Source organism: Marinifilum sp. N1E240 (assembly GCF_009295825.1).
Lineage (GTDB): Bacteria > Bacteroidota > Bacteroidia > Bacteroidales > Marinifilaceae > Marinifilum_A > Marinifilum_A sediminis.
This window is the reverse complement of sequence record NZ_WHKF01000001.1, coordinates 662,139-683,662: the sequence shown is the minus strand read 5'-3', so window position 1 is coordinate 683,662 and position 21,524 is coordinate 662,139. Positions and strand designations below refer to the sequence as shown.

The following is a 21,524-nucleotide window of genomic DNA, read 5'->3' as shown; positions in this document are numbered from 1 at the left end:
CCCCTATTTTATTTCAATACATTTTGAACTAATTTCCCTCAAGTTATGAATAGTTTTTGTTTTAGAATATTTAAACAAGGGTAATTTATCCCAAATCAGTTATTTAGAAAAGCAAAACCCTAATCGAATAAAAATCCAATCAGGGTTCAGACAAACAATACTCTTAAAACACCTTACATCTACAAGATTTCCAACACTTTAACATCTTCCCATTTAAAAAATTGGAATTCTTCCGAGCCTGTAAAAATCAAAATACCTAAATTCTTTCCAGATACATCAGTCTTATCGCCTAAAAATAAATTTTCTCCATTCTTAAGTTCAACTAGACAATAATTATAAGATTTTGGTTCTATTTTTTTAATATTTCGAAATGGAATGGAAAAATCAAGTTTGTCGTTTAAACCATTTAATATTTCGGAATCCATAGCCTCATCCAAATCATAAACAATTACTCCTTCATACGTTTTGTCATTGTGAGTAGTGATTTTTCCATACAAACGATCAGAATCTTTAAACTCGGAAAAACAAGTAACTACATTTTGAGGTATTGGCATCAGTTCAAGAGACAAAAAATGCTCCCAAGTAAAATCGATTCGTCCGACTTCCGGTATGGTAACAATAATCCCTCGGTTGTTGCGGGTAACATCATTCGAAGATTTTAGTTCAAGTTGACGACCTGATGGTAGAGTAATTCGGCTACCTCTTTCTATTTTTTGGATCTTGCTAATTTTGCTAAAAGGAATACTAATATCTCCATCTCTACTCCAACCATCCAATTTATCCCTTAACAATCTTTCATCGTGATCCCATTGTATGAACCCTTCAAACTCACCAATAGTACTAGTTATTTTTCCATAAATTGGCTCTCCAAAATTTTCTACTGGCTTTATGCTTGGTCTGAAAAAATTTACCACATCAATTCTGTTCCAATCAATTTTCATCAAGCCCAGCTCATTATCAAGAACCCAAACCTTATTTCCCAAATCATTTGATCCCCCAGATAAGTTGATAAACTTTCCAGTTTTCAACTCCAAATTAACAGATTTTTCTCCGGTAACTGAAATGGACGCAATATCACCAAACCGACATTCAAATTTCCTAATGTATTTAGCGTATTGAACATCTCTATAATTTCCTCTGGACACCTCAAAACCGTATCGAGATTTCCCTTTTCCATTATATTTATCGTCTCTAATCTCCTTATCCAAATATTTTAAATAAGGATTCTCAATTTTTTCTGAATTAAAAACATCAGTGAGAAATACCTCTTCATCGTTCCAGCGAATAGGTCCTTCATAAACATCTCCATCCACCGTAGTAATCGATCCATATAGATAACAATTATACGATTGAGCATTAAGATTTAATCCACCAAATTGAAAGTTAATTACTAGAAAAAAGAATACTAAAGCCTTAGATAAATATTTCATGCTTGCCACTTTTTAATTTTGTTTCGTTGGTAAGACGCGCAAAATACACTAAAGTTACAGCAGCAAACAAAAAAAATTAAGCTTACTTTTTTCGGAATAATACCTGGATATATTTCGAACTTTCGGTAGGTGTGAAAATTTGAATCAGTTCCCAATCAGAATCATAATCCGCAATAAGTTGTTTCAGCTTATAAATTTTCAAAAGATTCTCCGTTATTTGATCATCATTTTCGGCTTTCATTTCATCCGTAACATCCCAGGAAAAAGACTCGAGGCGATACTGTACATTTATTTTTTTGTCTTTAAATTTCACCTCAACTTCTGCCACCTGATTATCATCAGTAAATGGAATTGGCACACAAATTTCTCTCATAAGTTAAAAGTTTAGATTATGGGTTAATTATTATTCATACTTAATGGCTTTTACAGGATCCGACGAGGCAGCTCTATACGATTGCCATGACACCGTAAACAAACCAATAAATAACGAGGTTAGAATTGTTATTATAAAAATCCACCAGGAAATTTCAATGCGATACGAAAAATCGTTCAACCACATGTTCATAGCCCAGTAAACAATAGGAACTGCAATAATATTCGCAATTAAAATTAATCGCATGAATTCTCGGGTAAGCAGATAAACCAAGGTTCCAATAGATGCCCCTAGCACTTTACGAACACCTAATTCTTTGGTTCTTTGTTCTGCCATAAACGACGACAAGCCAAATAGTCCAAGAGATGCAATCAAAATACTTATCAGAGAAAAAATGGAAAATATCCAACTTAACCTTTCCTCAGAATCGTAAACATCTTTCATCCTATCATCCAGAAAAAAATAGTTAAATGACATATTTGGACAGAATTCATTCCAGATACTCTCAACATACTCCACCGTTTCCTCTCTATTTTCAGAATTGATTTTAACATGCAATACGCCTCGGGTCTGTGGATCTTCACTCACTAAAAAGTTAATAGGCTCAATCATTTCACGCAAAGGTTGGTAGTGAAAATCAGCCATAACTCCAATAACTTCACCTAAACGTATTCCATCATCGTCGTCGGTTCCTTCTATTTCAACTCCAAATTGCAATTTCTTACCTAAAGCTTCCTCATTCCAATTAAATTTTATGGCTGCTGCCTGATTGATTATAAAAGCTGAACTTGTATCCGATGCAAATTTTCTATCAAACTTTCGTCCCTGCAAAATTTTCATCTCCATTAAATCAAAGTAATCAAAATCAATCACATTGAAATTTAACGCATACTGTTCCATGCCTTCCTTGCCTTCGAACATATGCACTGTTTTGGAACCTCCAAAGCCAATTAATGAGCTTGAAGTTGCAACAGCTTTAACATTTGGGTTTTTCTTCAATTCATCTTTTAAAGGATCAATTTGCGTTCGTAAAACAGAATCTCTAACTACAGACACTAGGATATCTTCCTTACTGAATCCCATGTCTTTATTATTCATATATTTCAACTGCAGTCCAACAATTACGGTTCCGCTAATCATTATTGCGGACACTGTAAATTGAGATATCACTAATAGTTTCCTTAATAATCCACCCGATTTGCCACGATTTGTTGATCCTTTAAGAATAACAGCAGGATGAAATGACGACAAATAAAATGCAGGATAACTACCAGATACAATACCTAACACTATTGCAATTCCCACACAGAAAAATATAATCTCAGGAGTCTCAGCAAATGTCAACACCAACTCCTTATCTACAAGATTACTGAACATTGGAAGAATCAGCTCTACAACAATTAAGGCAATAGCTAATGCCAAAATCGTTAAAGACAAACTCTCCATTATAAATTGTCTTATCAAAGTTTCCCGATATGCACCTACAACTTTACGAATACCAACCTCTCTAGCTCTTTTTGTAGATCTGGCAGTAGCCATATTCATATAATTAATTCCTGCAATGGAAAGAATAAAAAAGGCTATGGCAGATAATATATATATATACTTTACATTACCCGTCGGTGCATCCCATTGCAATTCGGATTTTAAATGAATATCAGCTAAATTTTGAATGACCAATTTATAGGTAACTCCCAATTGATCGCCCAATGTTTTCATATACTTTTCGTAGTAGGTCGGAAACTTCTCCATAATAGCACTACTGCTAGTATTCTCTTTTAACAGCAAAAATGTGTAATTGCTAAAACTCCAAAATCGTATGGGCTCAATACTATTAAAATCTTCTGCTCCTCTTATGATTTCCAATGTTTTCATGGAGTAAAAACCATTAAACTTGAAGTGACTATTGGAAGGAATATCTTTCATTACACCCTTAACAGTAAAAGGTCTATTTTCACCAACAAGTAAAATTTTACCAACAGGCTCCTCATCTCCAAAGTACTTTTTAGCAAGTGTTTCATTCAGAACAATAGTGTTTGGCTCTGTTAATGCTTTTTCCGGATCTCCCTTAATTAGCTCGTAACTAAAAACCTTAAATACACTCGAATCAACGTAAGCGATCCTTTCTTCATAAAACTCCTTATCTTCATATTTAAATTGCTGACGACCAGAACCCTGAATCCGAACAAACTCTTCAACTTCGGGAAATTCCTGCTTAAATGTAGGTCCAAATGGCATAGCTGAAGTAGCAACAAGATCGCGCTTACCATTTATAGTAAAATCTGATGATAATCGAATTATTCTTTCATGATTAACATTGTATTTATCGTATGAAAGCTCATCTTGGACAAATAGTACAATTAATATAGCACAAATCAATCCAACTGATAAACCAATGATATTTAAAGTCGTGTAAAACTTGTTTCGGATAAAATTCCGGAGTATCGTGATTAAAAAATTCTTTAACATAGACGTTCTTTTCAGTAAAAAAATGAAGATAATCGTTCTATTTATTTAGCTATTTTTCAACAAGTAAACCATTACTACAAACAGTTACTAACTGAACTCTTATAGCTTCTGCCTCATATTCTCAGTCACAACATGACCATCGAACAATTGAATGATTCTATGACTTCTGTCTGCATCAGATGGTGAGTGAGTTACCATTACAATGGTTGTTCCTTCTTCGTTTAACTGAGTTAAAAGATTCATTACCTCTTCTCCATTTGCCGAATCCAAATTTCCAGTAGGCTCATCGGCTAAAATCAATTTAGGATTTGAAATAACAGCTCTTGCTATGGCAACTCTTTGCTGCTGACCACCAGATAACTGCTGAGGGAAATGTTTCGCCCTATGAGCAATACTCATACGCTCGAGTGCTTCATTCACTCTTCTTTTACGTTCCGAAGAAGATACTTTCATATACAATAAAGGCAGTTCCACATTTTCAAATACAGTTAATTCATCAATCAGATTAAAGCTTTGAAATACAAAACCAATATTCTCTTTTCGCAGATTAGTTCTTTGCCTTTCGGTATAGTCTTCAACCTGAAAACCATTAAAATGCAACTCTCCATTGCTAGGATTATCTAACAAGCCGATAATATTCAATAAAGTTGATTTACCACATCCGGATGGTCCCATAATGGCAACAAATTCACCTTTATTAATATCTAAATTAACATTATTAAGAGCAGTTGTTTCCACTTCATCGGTGCGGAAAACCTTAATTAAGTTCTTAGTTTTAATCATAGCCTTATTTTTAGTATTATTTATTCATATTTTAATATATTAGCAGGAGCACTAGTACTTAAGCTTGCAATTTGTCTATATCCTGTTAAAAAGGTGATCAGCATGGAAATAAAACCAGCCAATATAAAAATGCCTATTCCTATATCAATTCTATAAGCAAATCCATTTAACCACCATTCCATTACAAAAAATGCCAACACCCATGCAATTGCATTAGATAACATTATCCATTTTAAAAATTCCCTGAACATTACCTGAAAAATATTTTCGAGATTGGCTCCAAATACTTTTCGAACTGCCATTTCTTTCGCTTTGCGTTCGGTAACAAAGGACACCAATCCAAATAATCCCAAACAAGAAATGATAAAAGCAATAATGGTAAAGGATGCAAATAACTTTCCCATACGTGATTCTGCCTGATAAAAATAGCTGAAATCATCTTCAAGGAAACGATAATTGAAAGGCACATCCGGCACCTTTTTCAGCCATGTTTTTCTTATCTGATTTAAAATTGGCTGCTTATCATCTCCAATACGGATTCCTATATATTTAAAAGCACTCGGCTTTCTCATCATTATTAATGGATCAACTCCAACTTGCAAACTGTTAAAATTAAAATCTTTCACAATTCCAATAACCTCTCCCTTATTTCCCCACAAACTAATTTCTTCACCAATTGTGTAGGTCATATTCATTTTATCGGCAGCCGATTCATTAATTATAAAAGTAGAACTATCCGGTTCGAATTCCTTAGTAAAACCTCTTCCCTGAATGACATCCATTTCGAATGTTTCGATAAAATCAAAATCGACAAATGAAAGCAAAAAGAGAACATCATCAGAATCTTCCGATTTTCCTGACCAGCTAACATCCCAAGTAGAATTTCTAAAATTAATAGGCATTTGATTGGCTGATGTAACCCATTCTACTCCTGGAATTTTCACCAATTCCTCCTTTAAATCAGGATAATAATCGTAAAACCGATCAACCATTTCAACATACACAATGTTATCTTTATTGTATCCAATATCCGATTTCTGGAGAAAATTTAACTGTTTATACACTACACAAGTGCAAATAAACAATGCAATTGACATGGTAAATTGAATCACCACCAGTATTTTACGTAATGTTGCAGAATCATGTCTTGCCTCTCCTCTAATAACCTGAATGGGTACAAATGAAGACAAAAATAAAGCTGGATAACTACCTGACACAACTCCCGTTAAACCTACTATAACTACAACTACAAATAGAAATTTAATATTACCTGGGTTTAGTGAAAGAGTACGATTAGTAATATCACTAAATGTAGGTAGTAATAATTCTACTAAAACAATTCCAATACCTAAAGCAATAGTTGTAAATACTACCGATTCACTTAAAAATAAACCTATTAATCCTTTTCGTTGAGCCCCCACAACCTTTCGCATTGCAACCTCTCGAGCCCTTCTCTCCGATCTGGCTGTAGCCAAATTCATATAATTAAAACAGGCAATTAGTAATATCAAAATTGCGACCAGCACAAATACTTGCACATACCATATAGGACCTGCCCGATTAGGGTTTATAGAATACAAGTGGTACTTCTTAAATTCCTGTAAATCCAGATCAACATTTGAAGAAGGCACTTTTGACCTTACGTAATTCTTTAGTTGATTTCCCAATAACTTACCATTGGCACCTTTTTTAACTTTTATAAAAGTATGAAAGGTATTTGCTTCCCAATCACTTAAATCAAACTCCCACAAATCTCCAAAGAAACTAAACGGGAGAAAAAAATCGAATGTAATCGACGAATTCGACGGTACGTTTTCAACAATTGCACTTACCTGAAAGCGATATTTTGAGTTGATCTCAACGGTTAATCCAATTGGGTCAATATCACCAAAAAGTCTATCCGACATTCGTTTGGTTAGAACAATTGAAGTGTCTCCACTCAATGGATTGTTCTTATCCCCAGCAAGTATTGGGAATGAAAAAATCTTGAAAAAATCCGGATCAACAACCTTTCCTCCATTCTCAATAAAATTATTTCCATTTGCTGACAATGCCAACTGCCCCCATGTGCTAACCAACCTGGAAGAATATTCAACTTGAGGATAATCGTTCTTTATTGATTCAGCAAGAGGACCAGGTGTAGAATAAACCGAAAAAATTTCACCATCAGCATAATTTTGATGCTCAATTACCGTGTAAATTTGATCAATATCTTCATGAAAATCATCAAAACTAATCTCATAATCAACCCAAATCAGAATTAGAAGCGTACAAGTTACACCTACTGCTAAACCAACAATATTAATTGCTGAATAGGCTTTTTGCTTGTAAAGACTTCTAAAAACTGTATTGAGTAGAATTTTTATCATGCATTTATTTTAAAAGAAGTTTTTCTGAATCGCCATAAAGTTCATAGGAATTCGTAATTACCTTTTCTCCTGGCTCTAAACCTTCTAATATTTCGTAATATTTTGGATTCTGATTTCCGAGTTTTATTGATCTTTTCACTGCAAATTCACCCGATGGATCAACAACAAAAATCCATTGTCCACCTGTACTTTGAAAAAAGCCACCTCTTGGCACTAACAATGCTTCTCTTGGTTCTCCCAATTCAATTTTAGTTCTAAAAGTCTGACCTGTTCTAATTCCATCAGGCAATCCTCCATTAAATTTCAAATCAATTTCGAATTGTCCGCTGCGTACTTCTGGGTAAACTTTAGATACCTTTAATTTATAATCTTTTCCGTTGAAACGAAAACTTGCATTTAATCCTTTATTCAATCTGGCAATATAAAGCTCATCAACCAAGGCATTTATCTTGTAATTATCCAAAACATTCACCTGCCCCAATCGCTGACCTTTCGATTTCGACTCACCCAATTCAGCATTAAGTGATCCCAACTGTCCACTTACCGGAGCTTTAACATTAAGGTTTTGAAGTTTCTCACGAACTAAATCCAAATTATCTTCCATTTTTCTCAAGTTCCCCTCCAACCTTTCAATTTGAATTGTACGAGATAAAGAATCCGTTTTCTGTCTCTCCAAAAGTAGATCTCTTAATTTTTCATAGTAAAAATAGTCATCTTTCGAAGCTTCATATTCTTCTTTTGAAATTAAATCTTTTTTGAAGAATACCTTATTCCTATTAAATAGCCTTTTATTTTTTGCAAGATTTAAATCAATCTCCAACAAACTACGCTTAATATTTAAACGATCTTGTTCCATACTTAATCGGGTATCTCTCAAACGATTCACTTGCTCGGTAAATCCAGCTTCCGAATTTAAAATTTGAAGGTTTAGCTCCGAATTACTCAATCTTAAAATCACATCACCTTTTTGAACCATACTACCTTCTTCAAGCAATATCTCTTCAACACGTCCGCCCTCAATTGCATCCAAATAAACTGTTGTTATTGGATTAACCGTACCCGTTCGTGAAATATACTCTTGAAAAAAATCTGTTTTAACATCGGCGATGGAGATTTTTTCTTTATCCACACGCAGGCTCAAACCTGATGTTCCTAAAAAAGCGGTGTAAAGAATGATTATAGCAATTACGCCACCAGCCATGTACCAATTTTTCCGCTGTAGGTACCACGGCTTTTTTTCAATAATTCTATCCATATTTTTTTGACTTGTTATATACCTTTTTCAAACACACCTCAATCATTACCACTTTCATGCCAAAAAGAATTTAACTCTGTCTAACAATCAATTAAGTAATTTCAGGCTTCTGAAATGTTAAAAAGTGTGAACGAAAACAAGACATTCGATGTACGAATTCGTACATCGATTTTTTATTTTCGAATTAATAATTATAACTTGAGTCCAGATTTAAAAATAAAATCCTGAACCCACAAATTTTCACATATTATGACGAGTCAAAAAAACGGAAAAATATTAGCTATTGATGACAATGAGGATATATTATTCTCATTAAAATTACTCCTAAAACAACATGTTGAATTAATCCATACAGAATCTGATCCAGAATTGATTCCTAAATTAATGAAACAAGAGAGCTATGATGTTATACTACTTGACATGAATTTTACTAAAGATGCAATTAGTGGACAAGAAGGTTATCATTGGCTAAACAAAATTCTTGAAATTGATATAAGAGCAGTTGTTTTATTTATTACGGCATATGGTGATATCGAAAAATCAGTAAAAGCTATAAAAGCTGGAGCTACTGATTTTATTTTGAAACCTTGGCAAAATGAAAAATTATTAGCTACAATTTCTTCTGCAATTAAACTACGAAGATCGAAAGAAGAAGTAAGCGAACTTAAAACCAAACAAAAAGAATTAAATGCAGTTCTCGACCAACCATTTAATGATTTTATAGGTACCTCGCCAGAAATGCAACAAGTCTTTTCAACGATCACTAAGGTTGCTAAAACTGATGCAAATGTTTTAATTTTGGGTGAAAACGGAACAGGAAAAGAACTGGTAGCTCGTGCATTACACCGTAATTCGAGCAGAAGAGATGAAGTTTTTATAAGTGTAGACCTTGGGGCGATAAACGAAAACCTTTTTGAAAGTGAACTTTTTGGACATGTAAAAGGTGCATTCACCGATGCCAGAACAGATAGACCTGGAAGATTTGAAATTGCCTCGGGAGGTACTCTATTTCTAGATGAGATAGGAAACTTAAGCTTGCCAATGCAGGCAAAACTATTAACCGTACTTGAAAGAAGAGAAGTTATTCGTGTTGGATCAAATAAACCTATTCCTATTGATATCAGATTAATTTGTGCTACCAATATGCCACTAAAACAGATGGCTGCCGAAGAAAAATATCGTCAGGATTTAGTTTATAGAATCAATACCGTAGAAATTGGCTTACCTGCACTTCGTGAGAGATACGAAGATATTCCTTTGCTAGCGAATCACTTTTTGGATATCTATTCGAAAAAGTACAAAAAAAGAATCAACACCCTTACCAAAGCTTGTTTAAATAAATTATATGACTACGAATGGCCTGGTAATGTGAGAGAGCTACAACACCAAATGGAACGAGCAGTAATTATGGCTGATGATAAGAACCTTGAACCTAGCGATTTTCAAATTAGTACAGAAAGAGGACAACAAGATGATGTTGAGTTCGATTCTTATAACCTTGAAGAGGTAGAGAAAAATATCATTCAAAAAGTTCTTAAAACCAATAAAGGAAACATTTCAAAAGCGGCAGGTGAACTTGGACTGACGCGTACATCACTATACCGAAGACTCGAAAAATATGGTTTATAAAAGCTTTAGAATTAATTTTATTATTAGAATTATTGTCCTTTCTGCAACAATCTTTCTCCTGTTTTATCTTGTCGCAAAGAAAAGCTTATACTTTACGGCAAGCTTAACTATGATTGCCATAGTATATCAGATTTATGAAATTATCAGATATGTAGAAAAAACCAACCGATTACTTAAAAACTTTCTGGAATCTATTCGATATTCCGATTTTACTCGAAATTTCCAGGTTCAAGGATTAGGAAGTTCTTTTGATAAATTGCAGGAATCTTTCAATGCAGTTATTACTGATTTTCAAAAAATTCGTGCAGAAAAAGAGGAACATTACTTTTATCTGCAAACCGTAATTCAACACATTGGTATCAGTTTGATCGCATTTCATCGCGACGGTAAGGTTGAGATGATTAATAATGCTTCAAAAAAGTTATTTCAAATTAGCAATCTAAAAAAAATTCAGGATCTTAAATCCTTTAATCCTGAACTTGTTGATGCATTGCTAAAATTAAAACATGGTGAAAACACTCTTGTTAAAGTTGTTGATAACGAAGATATTCTGAAATTAGCCGTTTACGCTACTGAGTTCAAAATTAACAACCGTCAGGTAATTTTGGTTTCAATAAAAAACATTCAATACGAGCTTGAAGAGCAAGAAATAGAATCGTGGCAAAAACTAATTCGTGTATTGACTCATGAAATCATGAATTCTATTACACCTATTTCATCGTTGTCTACAACGCTTACAACCATACTTGATGACTTTGGTGAAAACAATACCAATAAATTCCAGGACGACGATCTGGAAACTCTTAATGAGGTTAAAATGGCTCTTGAAACCATTCACAAAAGAAGTTCTGGTTTACTTCATTTTGTTGATACTTATAGAAACCTAACTAAAATTCCTAAGCCAAGCTTTGGCATTTTTCAGGTACAAAAACTTTTTGATAACATTCACCGATTAATGGAAGAAGAAATCAGAAGAAATAATATTGAGTGCAACATTAGTATCAATCCGGAATCAATAGAATTATCTGCAGACGAACAATTAATAGAACAGGTTTTAATCAATTTACTTAAAAATTCGATTCATGCTCTTGAAAATACTTCGAATCCAAAAATTGAAATGAAAGCCTTTATGAATAAACGAGGAAGGATATCAATTCAGGTAAGTGATAATGGGCAAGGAATTATTAAGGAAGTTTTAGACAAAGTCTTTATTCCATTCTTTACAACCAAACCAAAAGGGTCGGGAATTGGTCTTAGCCTTTCAAAACAAATATTACGACTACACGGAGGTACTATAACAGCTCAATCTGAACCAAACGAAAGAACTAGTTTTACCTTAACTTTTTAGTCAATGCTGTAAGAATTAACATTCTAATAATTTTAATTTAAGAAATTCTTTCATTAAATTTAAAGGGCAAATAAATTTCTAACCCTTAATAAACTTTACAGCATATGACTAAGACAATCACATTTAATGAGCTAAGACAGATTAAGGATCGTTTGCCAGACGGCAGTATGCAAAGGATTGCAGAAGATTTACAGTTAAACGTTGAAACAGTTAGAAATTATTTTGGTGGAAGAAATTTTGAAAAAGGTAAAAGTACGGGAATACATGTTGAACAAGGTCCTAATGGTGGAATTGTTGAACTAGACGATACTACAATTTTAGATTGTGCATTTCGTATTCTGGAGAATGCCTAAAAAAGATTTCAACATCAGATAATATAAAAAAGGGCTTTGAAGTAAATTCACGGCCCTTTTTTTATACCCTATATCTTCTGATTAAGATTCTTTTCGTTCGTTGTGCAACTTGTTAAAAATAATAGCCAAATTAGAATACAAGGTCGTGTTCTGTACTATTATATCCTCAGGAACCTTAATTCGCGCCGGAGTAAAATTCCAAATTGCTTTTATTCCCCATGCAACCATTAAATCGGCAACAGTTTGAGCATTCTCAGCAGGAACAGTTATAATTCCCATTATAACGTTTAATTCCTGAGCCAAATCTCTAAATTGATCTATATGGAAAACCTCAACATCGTTTATTTTACGACCTATTGTTGATGGATTAACATCAAAGGCAGCAACAATATTTAAACCAAAATGAGTTAATCCACTATCATGAAGTAATGCGGAACCCAATGAACCTGCACCTACAAGGAAAGCATTATCCATAACCGAAAACCCTAAGAAATCGGATAAAACATCTACAATTGCTTTTACCTCGTAACCAACTCTGGTTTTACCCACAATTGTAGTATACGATAAATCTTTGGTTACCTGAGTAGGATCAATATTCATGTAGTTCGCAATCTGTGTTGACGAAACAAATTGTTGACCTTTTCTCGATAAACCTTCTGCAAATGCTAAATAGGATGGCATGCGCCTAATTGTAGGCTCCGGAACCCCCTGCATATTTTTTTTAGAAATTTGAACCATAGTATTTTGCTTACACCTAAAATCAAAACAAAAGTAAAGAAGTTTTCATTAAAGAAAAATTTCTTTAATACTTTTTTTTAATTAGTAATTCTATTTTGAATATATGGCGCTGGGGATATAAGGCTAAAACAACATTTAACCTTCTGAAATAGTGGGCGATATAGGATTCGAACCTATGACCCCTTGGGTGTAAACCAAGTGCTCTGAACCAACTGAGCTAATCGCCCTTGAGGCTGCAAATATAAGCAGATTATTTTATGCTGCAATAAAAAAGTGATTTTTGTTTAAACAACTTCAGCAACTACAAATGTACTTCCACCAACAAAAATTAGATCCTCATCAGAAGAATTTGCAATTGCATTCTCCAAGGCTTCTGATACCAAAGCATATGCATTTCCAACTAATCCAAACTTTTTTGCCTGCTCTTTAAGAACATTTTCATCCAATGCTCTTGGAATCGAAGCTTTGGTAAAATAGTAAGTTGCTTCCTTTGGCATCAAACTCAATACTTCTTCAATATTCTTATCATCTACCATTCCAAATACAAAACTTAGTTTTCTGTATTCAGTTCTCTCAATTTGCTCTAATATTTCTCTAATTCCGGCAACATTGTGTCCCGTATCGCATATAACCTTAGGATTATTCTGAAGAATCTGCCAACGACCTAAAAGTCCGGTATTTTTTACAATATTTTCCAAACCCTTTTTCAAATCACTCTGTCTAATCTCAATTCCTAACTTAACCAATTCATCGCAAGTGCAAATTGCCGTTCTTATATTATCTTGCTGATATTGTCCCAATAAATCACACGACAGTTCTATCTGATTATCATTTAAACCAGACATATAATTCAACTTCTGAATTTCTTTTTGAGAATTAGCACTCACTAATGTGTAAATATCTTCAGCAAAATAAAGTTCAGTATCTCTTTCGTCAGCTATAGCACAAAACAAATCAGCAATTTCAGGTTGTTTTTTTCCAACAATCACAGGAATATCTTTTTTTATTATACCTGCTTTTTCTCTTGCAATATCAACCAATTCCGTTCCTAAAAAGGCTGTGTGATCTTTGCTAATATTTGTGATTACCGATAAAAGAGGAGCTATAATATTTGTTGAATCCAATCTTCCTCCCAATCCTACTTCAATTACTGCGATGTCTACTTTTTCTTTTTCAAAATAATCAAAAGCCATTGCCACTGTCATTTCGAAAAAAGAGGGATGTAACTCTTCAAATTTTTCTTTATTATTTTCTATAAAATCAATAACAGCATCTTCTGTAATAAGCTCACCGTTAATTTTAATTCTCTCTCGAAAATCACGCAAATGAGGAGATGTATACAAGCCAACTTTTAATCCAGATTCTTGTAAAACTGAAGCTACAGAATGTGAAACTGACCCCTTTCCATTTGTTCCAGCTACATGAACAGTCTTAAATTTTGTATGTGGGTGATTGAAATAGTTATCTAAAGCCAAAGTAGTATCTAAGTTCGCCTTATAAGCAGCTTTTCCTGTACGTTGATACATAGGCAGCTGAGTAAACATATAATCTAAAGTTTCCTGGTAATTCATAATAAATTCGATACAGAAATTGTTGTTTTTGCAAAGAAGTATAAAATTTTTTAAAAAAGTATTTTACATCGTAATTTTCCTTCAAAAATTGCTAAATTAAAAGTATAATTGCTGTCAGGAATTGAATCTAAAAAAATCCATCTTACCTTTTATAGATTTATTCTAATAACCAGAAGTTTAACCTCATTCTTTTCTGATCAGCTGAATTCTAAGCATCAAATCGATCAATTGTTGGTCGTTATTAACCTCTAAAATCTTAAGTTATGGCTAAACTCAAAAAGATTTTCGTTTTGGATACCAATGTAATCCTTCACGACTTTAACTCGATTTATAATTTTGAAGAAAACGATGTTATTATTCCTATTACAGTTCTCGAAGAGCTTGATAAGTTTAAGAAAGGAAACGATCAAATAAATTTTCACGCCAGAGAATTTAGCAGAGAACTTGACAGAATATCAGGAGATAAGCTTTTTACTGATGGTGTAAACCTGGGAAAAGGACTAGGGAATTTATTCATTGAAACGGGAAAAGAATTTTCTCAGGAAATGAAAACATCCTTTCAAGAGAATATTCCAGATCATAGAATTTTAGCAATTACCGAGCACATTTTCAAACAATACAAACGTAAAAAGGTGATTTTGGTATCAAAAGATATCAACCTAAGAATGAAGGCAAAATCACTTGGAATTCCTGCTGAAGATTACAAAAATGATCAGGTACAAGATTTAGATGATGTGATTAGTTTAGGAATTACTACTCTTGAAAATTTCGATGATGCAAAAATTTCCACTCTATATAAATCCAATGAAGGTATTCCTGAAGATGAATTTAACGAAAGTATACCTAACGGACATGAATATTACATTTTGAAAGGAGCTTCATCGAGTGCCCTGGCACATTTTGATCCAATAGAAAAATTAATTACCCGAGTAGAGAAACCCAATGCTTACGGAATATTCCCTAGAAATGCAGAACAAACTTTTTCAATGCATGCTCTTTTGGACACGAAAATTTCCTTGGTTGCATTAACCGGACGAGCTGGTACTGGAAAAACGCTTCTGGCTTTGGCTACCGCACTTGCTCAAATAGATATGTACGATCAAATATTTTTAGCAAGACCCATTGTTGCATTAGCCAATAAAGATTTGGGTTATTTACCTGGTGATGCTAATGAAAAAATTGGTCCTTACATGCAACCATTGTTCGACAACTTGAGTGTAATAAAACACAAATTTAATATTCACAGCAAAGAGTATCTTAAAATTGATGAACTTTTAAAAGATGATAGATTACAAATAACACCACTGGCTTACATACGTGGTAGAAGTTTATCTAATACATTCTTTATTGTAGACGAAGCACAAAACCTTACACCTCACGAAATCAAAACAATTATTACCCGAGCAGGCGAAGGAACAAAAATGATATTCACTGGAGATATTGAACAAATTGATTCCCCTTATCTGGATAAAAAATCGAACGGGTTGGCATATTTATCAGACAGAATGAAAGGTCAGGATATTTTCGCTCATGTGAACCTTATTAAAGGAGAAAGAAGTCACTTAGCTGAACTTGCAAGTAATTTACTGTAACAATGACTCTTGCATTCCTCCTAAATTTATTTTAATTTGAATAGAGAATTGGAACTCATTTGAAAAAATGAGTTCTATCCCATTAAATGAAATTTACCGCGTATGAAAATTATGAAATTTGCCGCCATTGACATCGGATCTAACGCAATCCGACTGCTGTTTATGAATGTATTTGAGGAAGGTGGAAATACGCATTTTAAAAAATCATCTTTAATCAGAGTTCCAATTCGATTGGGAACCGACACCTTTATTGATAAGTTTATTTCTCCAACAAAAGGCGAAAAACTTATCAAAGCAATGAAAGCCTTTCGTAATCTTATGGAAGTACACGAGGTGGTAAATTACCGTGCTTGTGCGACTTCAGCAATGCGAGAAGCTGCCAATGGTGCGGAAATTATTCAACAAATTGAAGATGAAAGTCATATTAAAATTGATATTATAGATGGTAAAGAAGAAGCCAATATAATTTTTGATAATAAAATTGCTGACAAGTTAGAACCCAACAAAGATTACCTTTATGTTGATGTTGGTGGTGGAAGTACCGAAATCACACTTTTTTCAAAAGGAATCTGTACTTTCTCGGCGTCATTCAATGTGGGTACAATTAAAATTTTAAAAGATTGCGTTCCAAAGGGAGAATTTATTCGGATTAAAGAATGTCTGTTAGACATTTGTCCAAATTGCGAGAACATTGAAATTATTGGCTCGGGCGGTAATATCAATCGATTGGTTAAACTTGCTACTCCAAAAAAGGAAAAACACCTTAGTTACAAAGAATTAAAATCAATCTATTACGATCTGAAAATGTATTCATACGAAGATTTAATGATTAATTACGATATGAATCCCGATCGTGCTGATGTTATTATTCCTGCGGCTACCATATTCTTAAGCGTTATGGAATGGGCGAAGGCTGAGCGAATTCATGTACCTAAAATTGGTGTAACCGATGGTATTGTTCATCAACTTTACAAGGAATACAAGACTAATGAGCTCCTTATTAGTTAAAAACGTATTTCTTTTTGTAGATTTGCAAATCATTTAATTTAGATAATTTTGAGCTATTTCAATTCATTTTGAAATGGTTCTTTTTTTATCTGAAAATCAAAAAAAAACAATCAGCAGAAGGGAAGAAAATATGTTGGAAGGAAAAACAGTTGCATTTTACACATTGGGATGTAAATTGAATTTTTCTGAAACTTCAACCATTGGAAGATCATTTAAAGAAATGGGATTCGAAACGGTGAAGATGACAGAAAAAGCTGATATATACGTTATCAATACCTGTTCGGTAACCGATCAGGCTGATAAAAAGTGCCGACAAGCAATCAAAAAAGTGATTAAAACAAATCCAAACGCTTTTATTGCTGTTATTGGATGTTATGCACAGTTAAAACCACAAGAAATCCTTGCCATTCCTGGTGTAGATTTGATATTGGGGGCAAACGAAAAATTCAATATCCACAAATACATCGATCATCTTGAAAAAAACGGAACTGGTGAACTTCAGCCTTGCGAAGTTGAATCGGTAAAAGATTTTCACTCTTCCTACTCAATGGGTGACAGAACCCGTTGTTTTCTGAAAATTCAGGACGGTTGTAATTACTTCTGCACCTACTGTACTATTCCTTTTGCCAGAGGAAGAAGCAGAAACAGTAGCATTTCAGAAACAGTAAAGCAAGCCGAAAAAGTTGCAGAGCAAGGTGCAAAAGAAATCATTTTAACCGGCGTAAATATTGGTGATTTTGGTAAAAGTACCAATGAAACTTTTCTTGAACTGATAAAAGAGCTAGAGAAAGTTGAAGGCATAGAACGATTTCGAATTTCATCGATAGAGCCCAACCTACTGAGTAATGATATTATTGATTTTGTTGCCAGTTCGAAGAAATTTGTAAATCATTTTCATATTCCATTACAAGCAGGATCGAACAAAGTTCTTAAATTGATGAAACGTAGATACGACCGAGAACTTTTTGCTCAGCGTATCGAAAAAATAAAAACTCTTTTGCCCGATGCCTTTATTGGTGTTGATGTAATTGCTGGAAGTCGAGGTGAAAGTGAAGAGGATTTTAATGAGGCGTACAAGTTCATTAACGAATTGCCTATAAGTCAACTTCATGTTTTTCCTTATTCGGAAAGACAAGGAACCAAAGCATTGGAAATTAAGGAATCGGTTCCTGTACAAGAAAGAAAACAGAGAGCTAAAATGCTTCAAATATTATCAGGCAAAAAGTTAAGAGCGTTTTATCAGAATCATTTAAATCAAGAAACAGAAGTTCTTTTCGAAGGATATAACGATCATGGTAAAATGTATGGATTCACCGAGAACTATATTAAAGTGGAAATTCCTTACAATTTGAATTTAAGTAACCAGTTGGCAATGGTGAGCCTGAAAGAAATTAATGAAAAAGGCAATGTGGAAGCCGAATTGCTAAATACGAACCAATTTAGTTTTAAACCAATTATTCAATAAAATCATCTATCATGAATATGCTAGAGGAACTGTGTTTAAAAACCAAGGATATTGCCAAAAAGGCAGGATCCTTTATTAAAGATCAACAAAGCAAAATAAAAGCGGATATAGTTGAGACGAAAGGCATGCACGATTTTGTTACCTATGTTGATAAAACATCCGAAGAGTTAATCGTAAAAGAGCTAAAGGAAATTCTGCCCGAAGCTGGTTTTATTGCCGAGGAAGGAACCGAAACTTTTCGCGCCGATCGTTACAATTGGATTATTGATCCGCTTGACGGAACAACCAATTACATACATGGCTTCTCACCCTTCGCAGTTAGTATAGCATTGCAGGAAAACAATGAAATTGTATTAGGAGTTGTTTACGAAATTAGTTTAGATGAGTGCTTCTACTCCTGGAAAGGAGCTGGTGGCGCATTTTTAAATGGCAATACAATTCGTGTTTCCAAAGCAAAAACTGTTGACGCCTCGCTAATCGCAACAGGTTTTCCTTATTACGACTACGATTTATTAAAAAATTTCATGGCAACATTGGAATATTTTATTCTAAACTCGCATGGTGTTCGAAGACCCGGTTCTGCCGCTACCGATTTGGCTTATGTAGCTTGCGGTAGATTCGAAGCTTTTTATGAATACAGTTTGCAAGCCTGGGATGTTGCTGCCGGATCCTTCCTGGTAAAACAAGCAGGTGGAGCAGTATGTGATTTTAAAGGCGGAAGCGATTATATTTTTGGAAAAGAAATCATTGCTTCAAATGGATTGGTACAGGAAGAATTTAAATCTGTTGTTCAAAAGCATATGCTCAAGTAAAACAATCATCTTTTTTTGTAATTTCAGAAAATAATTAAGACATAGTTAATGATAAATTTCCTCTCATACATCGTATACGGTTTCTTAAAACTTCTAAGCTTTCTGCCACTCGGAGTTCTTTACATTGTTTCTGATTTCGTTTATTTTATAGTTTACAAAATTATTGGATATCGAAAAGCTGTTGTGACTAACAATATGAAAAATGCTTTTCCTGACAAATCGGAAGAAGAAATTATCCGTTTACGAAAAGAATTTTACCATCATTTTTGTGATTTATTTCTTGAAACTATAAAGCTCTGGTCTATGAGCGAAGATGAGATTAAAAAAAGATGTAAATTCTTAAATTTGGAAATTTCTGATAAATATGTAAATGAAAATAGAAGTGTAATTGCCATTCTAGGTCATTATTGTAATTGGGAATGGATGACTTGTTTCCCAATTTGGGGATATGAAAATGTATTGCCAATTTATAAACCTTTACACAACAGAACTTTTGATAAAATGTACATCAAAATTCGCGAAAAATTTGGGGCTAAAACTCTTGCTAAAAACGATACTTTGAGAACAATGTTATCGTATCGAAGAGAGAATAAAGCAACTTTTACTGTATTTATCGGAGATCAAACACCTAATAAAAGGAGCATCAACTACTGGACTCAATTCTTAAATCAGGAAACTCCAATCTTACAAGGAACAGAACGAATCGCTAAAAAACTTGATCAAGCAGTTGTATTTATAAACATGCAAAAAGTTAAGCGTGGTTATTACGAAGTAGAGTTTATTCCTTTATTCGATAATCCTAAAGAAACTGCTGAAAATGAAATTACCGAAAAACACACTCGTGTTTTAGAGGAAATAATCAACAAAAATCCTGCTTACTGGCTTTGGTCGCATAAACGCTGGAAGCATAAAAAGCAATAATTTAACTTCCCTACATTCGAACCTTTTACTTTAAAATAAGATATGAATCGCATCGCAATTGTAATATTAAACTGGAACGGCAAGGAATTATTAAAAAAATTTCTTCCTTCGGTAACAACTCACTCCAATAGAGAATGGGCTGATGTTATTATTGCTGACAATGCCTCGACCGATCATTCTATATCATTTCTAAAGGATAACTATCCTAATTTACAAAGAATACAATTGGATAAGAACTACGGTTTTGCGGAAGGATACAATCGAGCTTTGGCTCAATTGCCTCACTCCTATTTTGTGCTTTTAAATTCCGATGTTGAGGTAACCGAAAATTGGTTAGATTCCATTTATACACAATTTGAAAAGTATAAAGATATTGCGGCTGCAATGCCTAAAATTAAAGCCTATCACAAAAAAACAGATTTTGAATATGCTGGAGCTGTAGGTGGATTTATTGACTATTTGGGTTATCCTTTTTGCCGAGGACGTATTCTGGATTCAATAGAAAAAGATACGGGACAATACGATAAAAACATTGATATTTTTTGGGCAAGTGGTGCAGCCATGTTCGTTCGAGCTGAAGTCTATAAGCAAGCAGGTGGTTTAGATTCTGATTTCTTTGCACATATGGAAGAAATTGATCTTTGCTGGAGAATAAAGAATCTTGGTTATCGAATTATCTGCGATACAAATTCTACAGTTTTTCATGTAGGAGGAGCAACTTTACCGAACCATAGTTCACGCAAGCTATTCCTTAATTTTCGCAACAACTTGCTAATGCTATATAAGAATTTACCATCGCATAAACTCTTATTCACCTTTTTGGCAAGAATGATACTGGATGGTGTTGCTGCCTTTAAATTTTTACTGAGCGGGGAGGTTTCCAATTTTACCGCAGTATTTAAGGCACATATGTCCTTTTATTCTCTGCTAAAAAAATACAATCTGAAAAGAAAGCAATCCTTGCGTTTGGTAAGCAAAGAACATCATCCTGAAATCTATCAGAATAGCCTCATTATAGATTATTATTTAAAAAGTAAGAAAGTATTTTCTGATTTAAATTTTAAGCATTAACAATGCTAACTTATGCATGTGATGTAAATTTTAAACCTACAATAGCAATTAGTAATAGTAGCATAAAGAAAATCCGAGAAAAGTGAACTGGTTCTCCAAATAAAACAATTCCTAAAATTGCTGTTGATAAGGCTCCAATTCCTGTCCAAACGGCATAAGCAGTTCCAACTGGCAAATTCTTGACAGCCAAAGCCAGGAAATAAACGCTTATTCCCATTGCTACAATTGTAATCACACTAGGCCACAATTTTGTAAAACCTTGCGCATATTTTAAGCCTATTGCCCATACCGCTTCAAAAAGTCCTGCCACAATCAAATAAACCCATGCTATCCCCAT

At 33.8% G+C, this 21,524-nt stretch carries 18 protein-coding genes and 1 tRNA gene; 9 read left to right on the top strand and 10 right to left on the bottom strand.

Annotation, left to right across the window (positions count from 1 at the left end):
- Positions 1 to 179: 179 nt before the first annotated feature.
- The 6 genes from GCQ56_RS02995 to GCQ56_RS02970 form a co-directional block, all read right to left on the bottom strand.
- Positions 180 to 1,430: a hypothetical protein gene (locus GCQ56_RS02995; RefSeq protein ID WP_152732903.1), complete on the bottom strand. Its 1,251-nt coding sequence runs from the start codon at positions 1,428 to 1,430 to the stop codon at positions 180 to 182.
- Positions 1,431 to 1,512: 82 nt separating this feature from the next.
- Positions 1,513 to 1,803, bottom strand: a complete 291-nt coding sequence (locus tag GCQ56_RS02990) for a hypothetical protein (RefSeq protein WP_152732902.1) — start codon at positions 1,801 to 1,803, stop codon at positions 1,513 to 1,515.
- A gap of 30 nt (positions 1,804 to 1,833) precedes the next feature.
- Positions 1,834 to 4,272, bottom strand: coding sequence for an ABC transporter permease (locus tag GCQ56_RS02985; protein WP_152732901.1), 2,439 nt, complete (start codon positions 4,270 to 4,272; stop codon positions 1,834 to 1,836).
- A gap of 99 nt (positions 4,273 to 4,371) precedes the next feature.
- Positions 4,372 to 5,055 (bottom strand): ABC transporter ATP-binding protein, encoded by a 684-nt coding sequence (locus GCQ56_RS02980; RefSeq protein ID WP_152732900.1) that lies wholly within the window; start codon positions 5,053 to 5,055, stop codon positions 4,372 to 4,374.
- 20 nt (positions 5,056 to 5,075) lie between these two features.
- The gene (locus GCQ56_RS02975; RefSeq protein WP_152732899.1) at positions 5,076 to 7,424 is read right to left on the bottom strand and encodes an ABC transporter permease; all 2,349 of its coding nucleotides are present in this window, start codon (positions 7,422 to 7,424) and stop codon (positions 5,076 to 5,078) included.
- 4 nt (positions 7,425 to 7,428) lie between these two features.
- Complete coding sequence (locus GCQ56_RS02970) at positions 7,429 to 8,679, bottom strand: efflux RND transporter periplasmic adaptor subunit (protein WP_152732898.1); 1,251 nt, start codon at positions 8,677 to 8,679, stop codon at positions 7,429 to 7,431.
- A gap of 249 nt (positions 8,680 to 8,928) precedes the next feature.
- On the opposite strand from GCQ56_RS02970, the gene GCQ56_RS02965 reads away from it, so the two are divergent.
- The 3 genes from GCQ56_RS02965 to GCQ56_RS02955 all read left to right on the top strand — a co-directional run bounded on the left by GCQ56_RS02965 (position 8,929) and on the right by GCQ56_RS02955 (position 12,009).
- Positions 8,929 to 10,308, top strand: a complete 1,380-nt coding sequence (locus GCQ56_RS02965; RefSeq protein WP_152732897.1) for a sigma-54 dependent transcriptional regulator — start codon at positions 8,929 to 8,931, stop codon at positions 10,306 to 10,308.
- Positions 10,309 to 10,417: 109 nt separating this feature from the next.
- The gene (locus GCQ56_RS02960) at positions 10,418 to 11,656 is read left to right on the top strand and encodes a PAS domain-containing sensor histidine kinase (RefSeq protein ID WP_227005971.1); all 1,239 of its coding nucleotides are present in this window, start codon (positions 10,418 to 10,420) and stop codon (positions 11,654 to 11,656) included.
- Between the two features lie 104 nt (positions 11,657 to 11,760).
- Entirely contained in the window at positions 11,761 to 12,009 is a 249-nt protein-coding gene (locus GCQ56_RS02955; protein WP_152732895.1) for a DNA-binding protein, read from the top strand.
- An 81-nt stretch (positions 12,010 to 12,090) separates the two neighbouring features.
- Here the strand turns inward: GCQ56_RS02955 and GCQ56_RS02950 are convergent, their stop codons facing one another.
- The 3 genes from GCQ56_RS02950 to GCQ56_RS02940 all read right to left on the bottom strand — a co-directional run bounded on the left by GCQ56_RS02950 (position 12,091) and on the right by GCQ56_RS02940 (position 14,318).
- A complete protein-coding gene (locus tag GCQ56_RS02950; protein ID WP_227006005.1) occupies positions 12,091 to 12,723 on the bottom strand; it encodes a redox-sensing transcriptional repressor Rex in 633 nt (210 codons plus the stop codon).
- A gap of 176 nt (positions 12,724 to 12,899) precedes the next feature.
- Positions 12,900 to 12,974 (bottom strand) — tRNA-Val (locus tag GCQ56_RS02945).
- 57 nt (positions 12,975 to 13,031) lie between these two features.
- Entirely contained in the window at positions 13,032 to 14,318 is a 1,287-nt protein-coding gene (locus GCQ56_RS02940; protein ID WP_152732893.1) for a folylpolyglutamate synthase/dihydrofolate synthase family protein, read from the bottom strand.
- A gap of 263 nt (positions 14,319 to 14,581) precedes the next feature.
- Here GCQ56_RS02940 and GCQ56_RS02935 point away from each other — a divergent pair, with 263 nt between their 5' ends.
- The 6 genes from GCQ56_RS02935 to GCQ56_RS02910 all read left to right on the top strand — a co-directional run bounded on the left by GCQ56_RS02935 (position 14,582) and on the right by GCQ56_RS02910 (position 21,187).
- Positions 14,582 to 15,910, top strand: coding sequence for a PhoH family protein (locus GCQ56_RS02935; protein ID WP_152732892.1), 1,329 nt, complete (start codon positions 14,582 to 14,584; stop codon positions 15,908 to 15,910).
- Between the two features lie 102 nt (positions 15,911 to 16,012).
- Positions 16,013 to 16,918, top strand: coding sequence for a phosphatase (locus GCQ56_RS02930; RefSeq protein ID WP_227005970.1), 906 nt, complete (start codon positions 16,013 to 16,015; stop codon positions 16,916 to 16,918).
- Between the two features lie 73 nt (positions 16,919 to 16,991).
- Positions 16,992 to 18,383 (top strand): tRNA (N(6)-L-threonylcarbamoyladenosine(37)-C(2))-methylthiotransferase MtaB, encoded by a 1,392-nt coding sequence (gene mtaB / locus GCQ56_RS02925; RefSeq protein ID WP_227005969.1) that lies wholly within the window; start codon positions 16,992 to 16,994, stop codon positions 18,381 to 18,383.
- A gap of 11 nt (positions 18,384 to 18,394) precedes the next feature.
- Complete coding sequence (locus GCQ56_RS02920) at positions 18,395 to 19,195, top strand: inositol monophosphatase family protein (protein ID WP_152732891.1); 801 nt, start codon at positions 18,395 to 18,397, stop codon at positions 19,193 to 19,195.
- Positions 19,196 to 19,243: 48 nt separating this feature from the next.
- Entirely contained in the window at positions 19,244 to 20,116 is an 873-nt protein-coding gene (locus GCQ56_RS02915; protein WP_152732890.1) for a lysophospholipid acyltransferase family protein, read from the top strand.
- 42 nt (positions 20,117 to 20,158) lie between these two features.
- On the top strand, positions 20,159 to 21,187 hold the full coding sequence (locus tag GCQ56_RS02910; protein ID WP_152732889.1) for a glycosyltransferase family 2 protein: 1,029 nt from the start codon (positions 20,159 to 20,161) through the stop codon (positions 21,185 to 21,187).
- A gap of 10 nt (positions 21,188 to 21,197) precedes the next feature.
- On the opposite strand, the gene sugE is transcribed toward GCQ56_RS02910, so the two are convergent.
- Entirely contained in the window at positions 21,198 to 21,518 is a 321-nt protein-coding gene (gene sugE, locus GCQ56_RS02905) for a quaternary ammonium compound efflux SMR transporter SugE (protein ID WP_366139674.1), read from the bottom strand.
- Positions 21,519 to 21,524: the final 6 nt, after the last annotated feature.

What these genes read in the sequence shown, in the direction of transcription:
- GCQ56_RS02995 (WP_152732903.1), bottom strand. Translation starts at nt 1,430, where the DNA reads ATGAAATATTTATCTAAGGCTTTAGTATTCTTTTTTCTAGTAATTAAC.
- GCQ56_RS02990 (WP_152732902.1), bottom strand. Translation starts at nt 1,803, where the DNA reads ATGAGAGAAATTTGTGTGCCAATTCCATTTACTGATGATAATCAGGTG.
- GCQ56_RS02985 (WP_152732901.1), bottom strand. Translation starts at nt 4,272, where the DNA reads ATGTTAAAGAATTTTTTAATCACGATACTCCGGAATTTTATCCGAAAC.
- GCQ56_RS02980 (WP_152732900.1), bottom strand. Translation starts at nt 5,055, where the DNA reads ATGATTAAAACTAAGAACTTAATTAAGGTTTTCCGCACCGATGAAGTG.
- GCQ56_RS02975 (WP_152732899.1), bottom strand. Translation starts at nt 7,424, where the DNA reads ATGATAAAAATTCTACTCAATACAGTTTTTAGAAGTCTTTACAAGCAA.
- GCQ56_RS02970 (WP_152732898.1), bottom strand. Translation starts at nt 8,679, where the DNA reads ATGGATAGAATTATTGAAAAAAAGCCGTGGTACCTACAGCGGAAAAAT.
- GCQ56_RS02965 (WP_152732897.1), top strand. Translation starts at nt 8,929, where the DNA reads ATGACGAGTCAAAAAAACGGAAAAATATTAGCTATTGATGACAATGAG.
- GCQ56_RS02960 (WP_227005971.1), top strand. Translation starts at nt 10,418, where the DNA reads ATGATTGCCATAGTATATCAGATTTATGAAATTATCAGATATGTAGAA.
- GCQ56_RS02955 (WP_152732895.1), top strand. Translation starts at nt 11,761, where the DNA reads ATGACTAAGACAATCACATTTAATGAGCTAAGACAGATTAAGGATCGT.
- GCQ56_RS02950 (WP_227006005.1), bottom strand. Translation starts at nt 12,723, where the DNA reads ATGCAGGGGGTTCCGGAGCCTACAATTAGGCGCATGCCATCCTATTTA.
- GCQ56_RS02940 (WP_152732893.1), bottom strand. Translation starts at nt 14,318, where the DNA reads ATGAATTACCAGGAAACTTTAGATTATATGTTTACTCAGCTGCCTATG.
- GCQ56_RS02935 (WP_152732892.1), top strand. Translation starts at nt 14,582, where the DNA reads ATGGCTAAACTCAAAAAGATTTTCGTTTTGGATACCAATGTAATCCTT.
- GCQ56_RS02930 (WP_227005970.1), top strand. Translation starts at nt 16,013, where the DNA reads ATGAAAATTATGAAATTTGCCGCCATTGACATCGGATCTAACGCAATC.
- mtaB (WP_227005969.1), top strand. Translation starts at nt 16,992, where the DNA reads ATGGTTCTTTTTTTATCTGAAAATCAAAAAAAAACAATCAGCAGAAGG.
- GCQ56_RS02920 (WP_152732891.1), top strand. Translation starts at nt 18,395, where the DNA reads ATGAATATGCTAGAGGAACTGTGTTTAAAAACCAAGGATATTGCCAAA.
- GCQ56_RS02915 (WP_152732890.1), top strand. Translation starts at nt 19,244, where the DNA reads ATGATAAATTTCCTCTCATACATCGTATACGGTTTCTTAAAACTTCTA.
- GCQ56_RS02910 (WP_152732889.1), top strand. Translation starts at nt 20,159, where the DNA reads ATGAATCGCATCGCAATTGTAATATTAAACTGGAACGGCAAGGAATTA.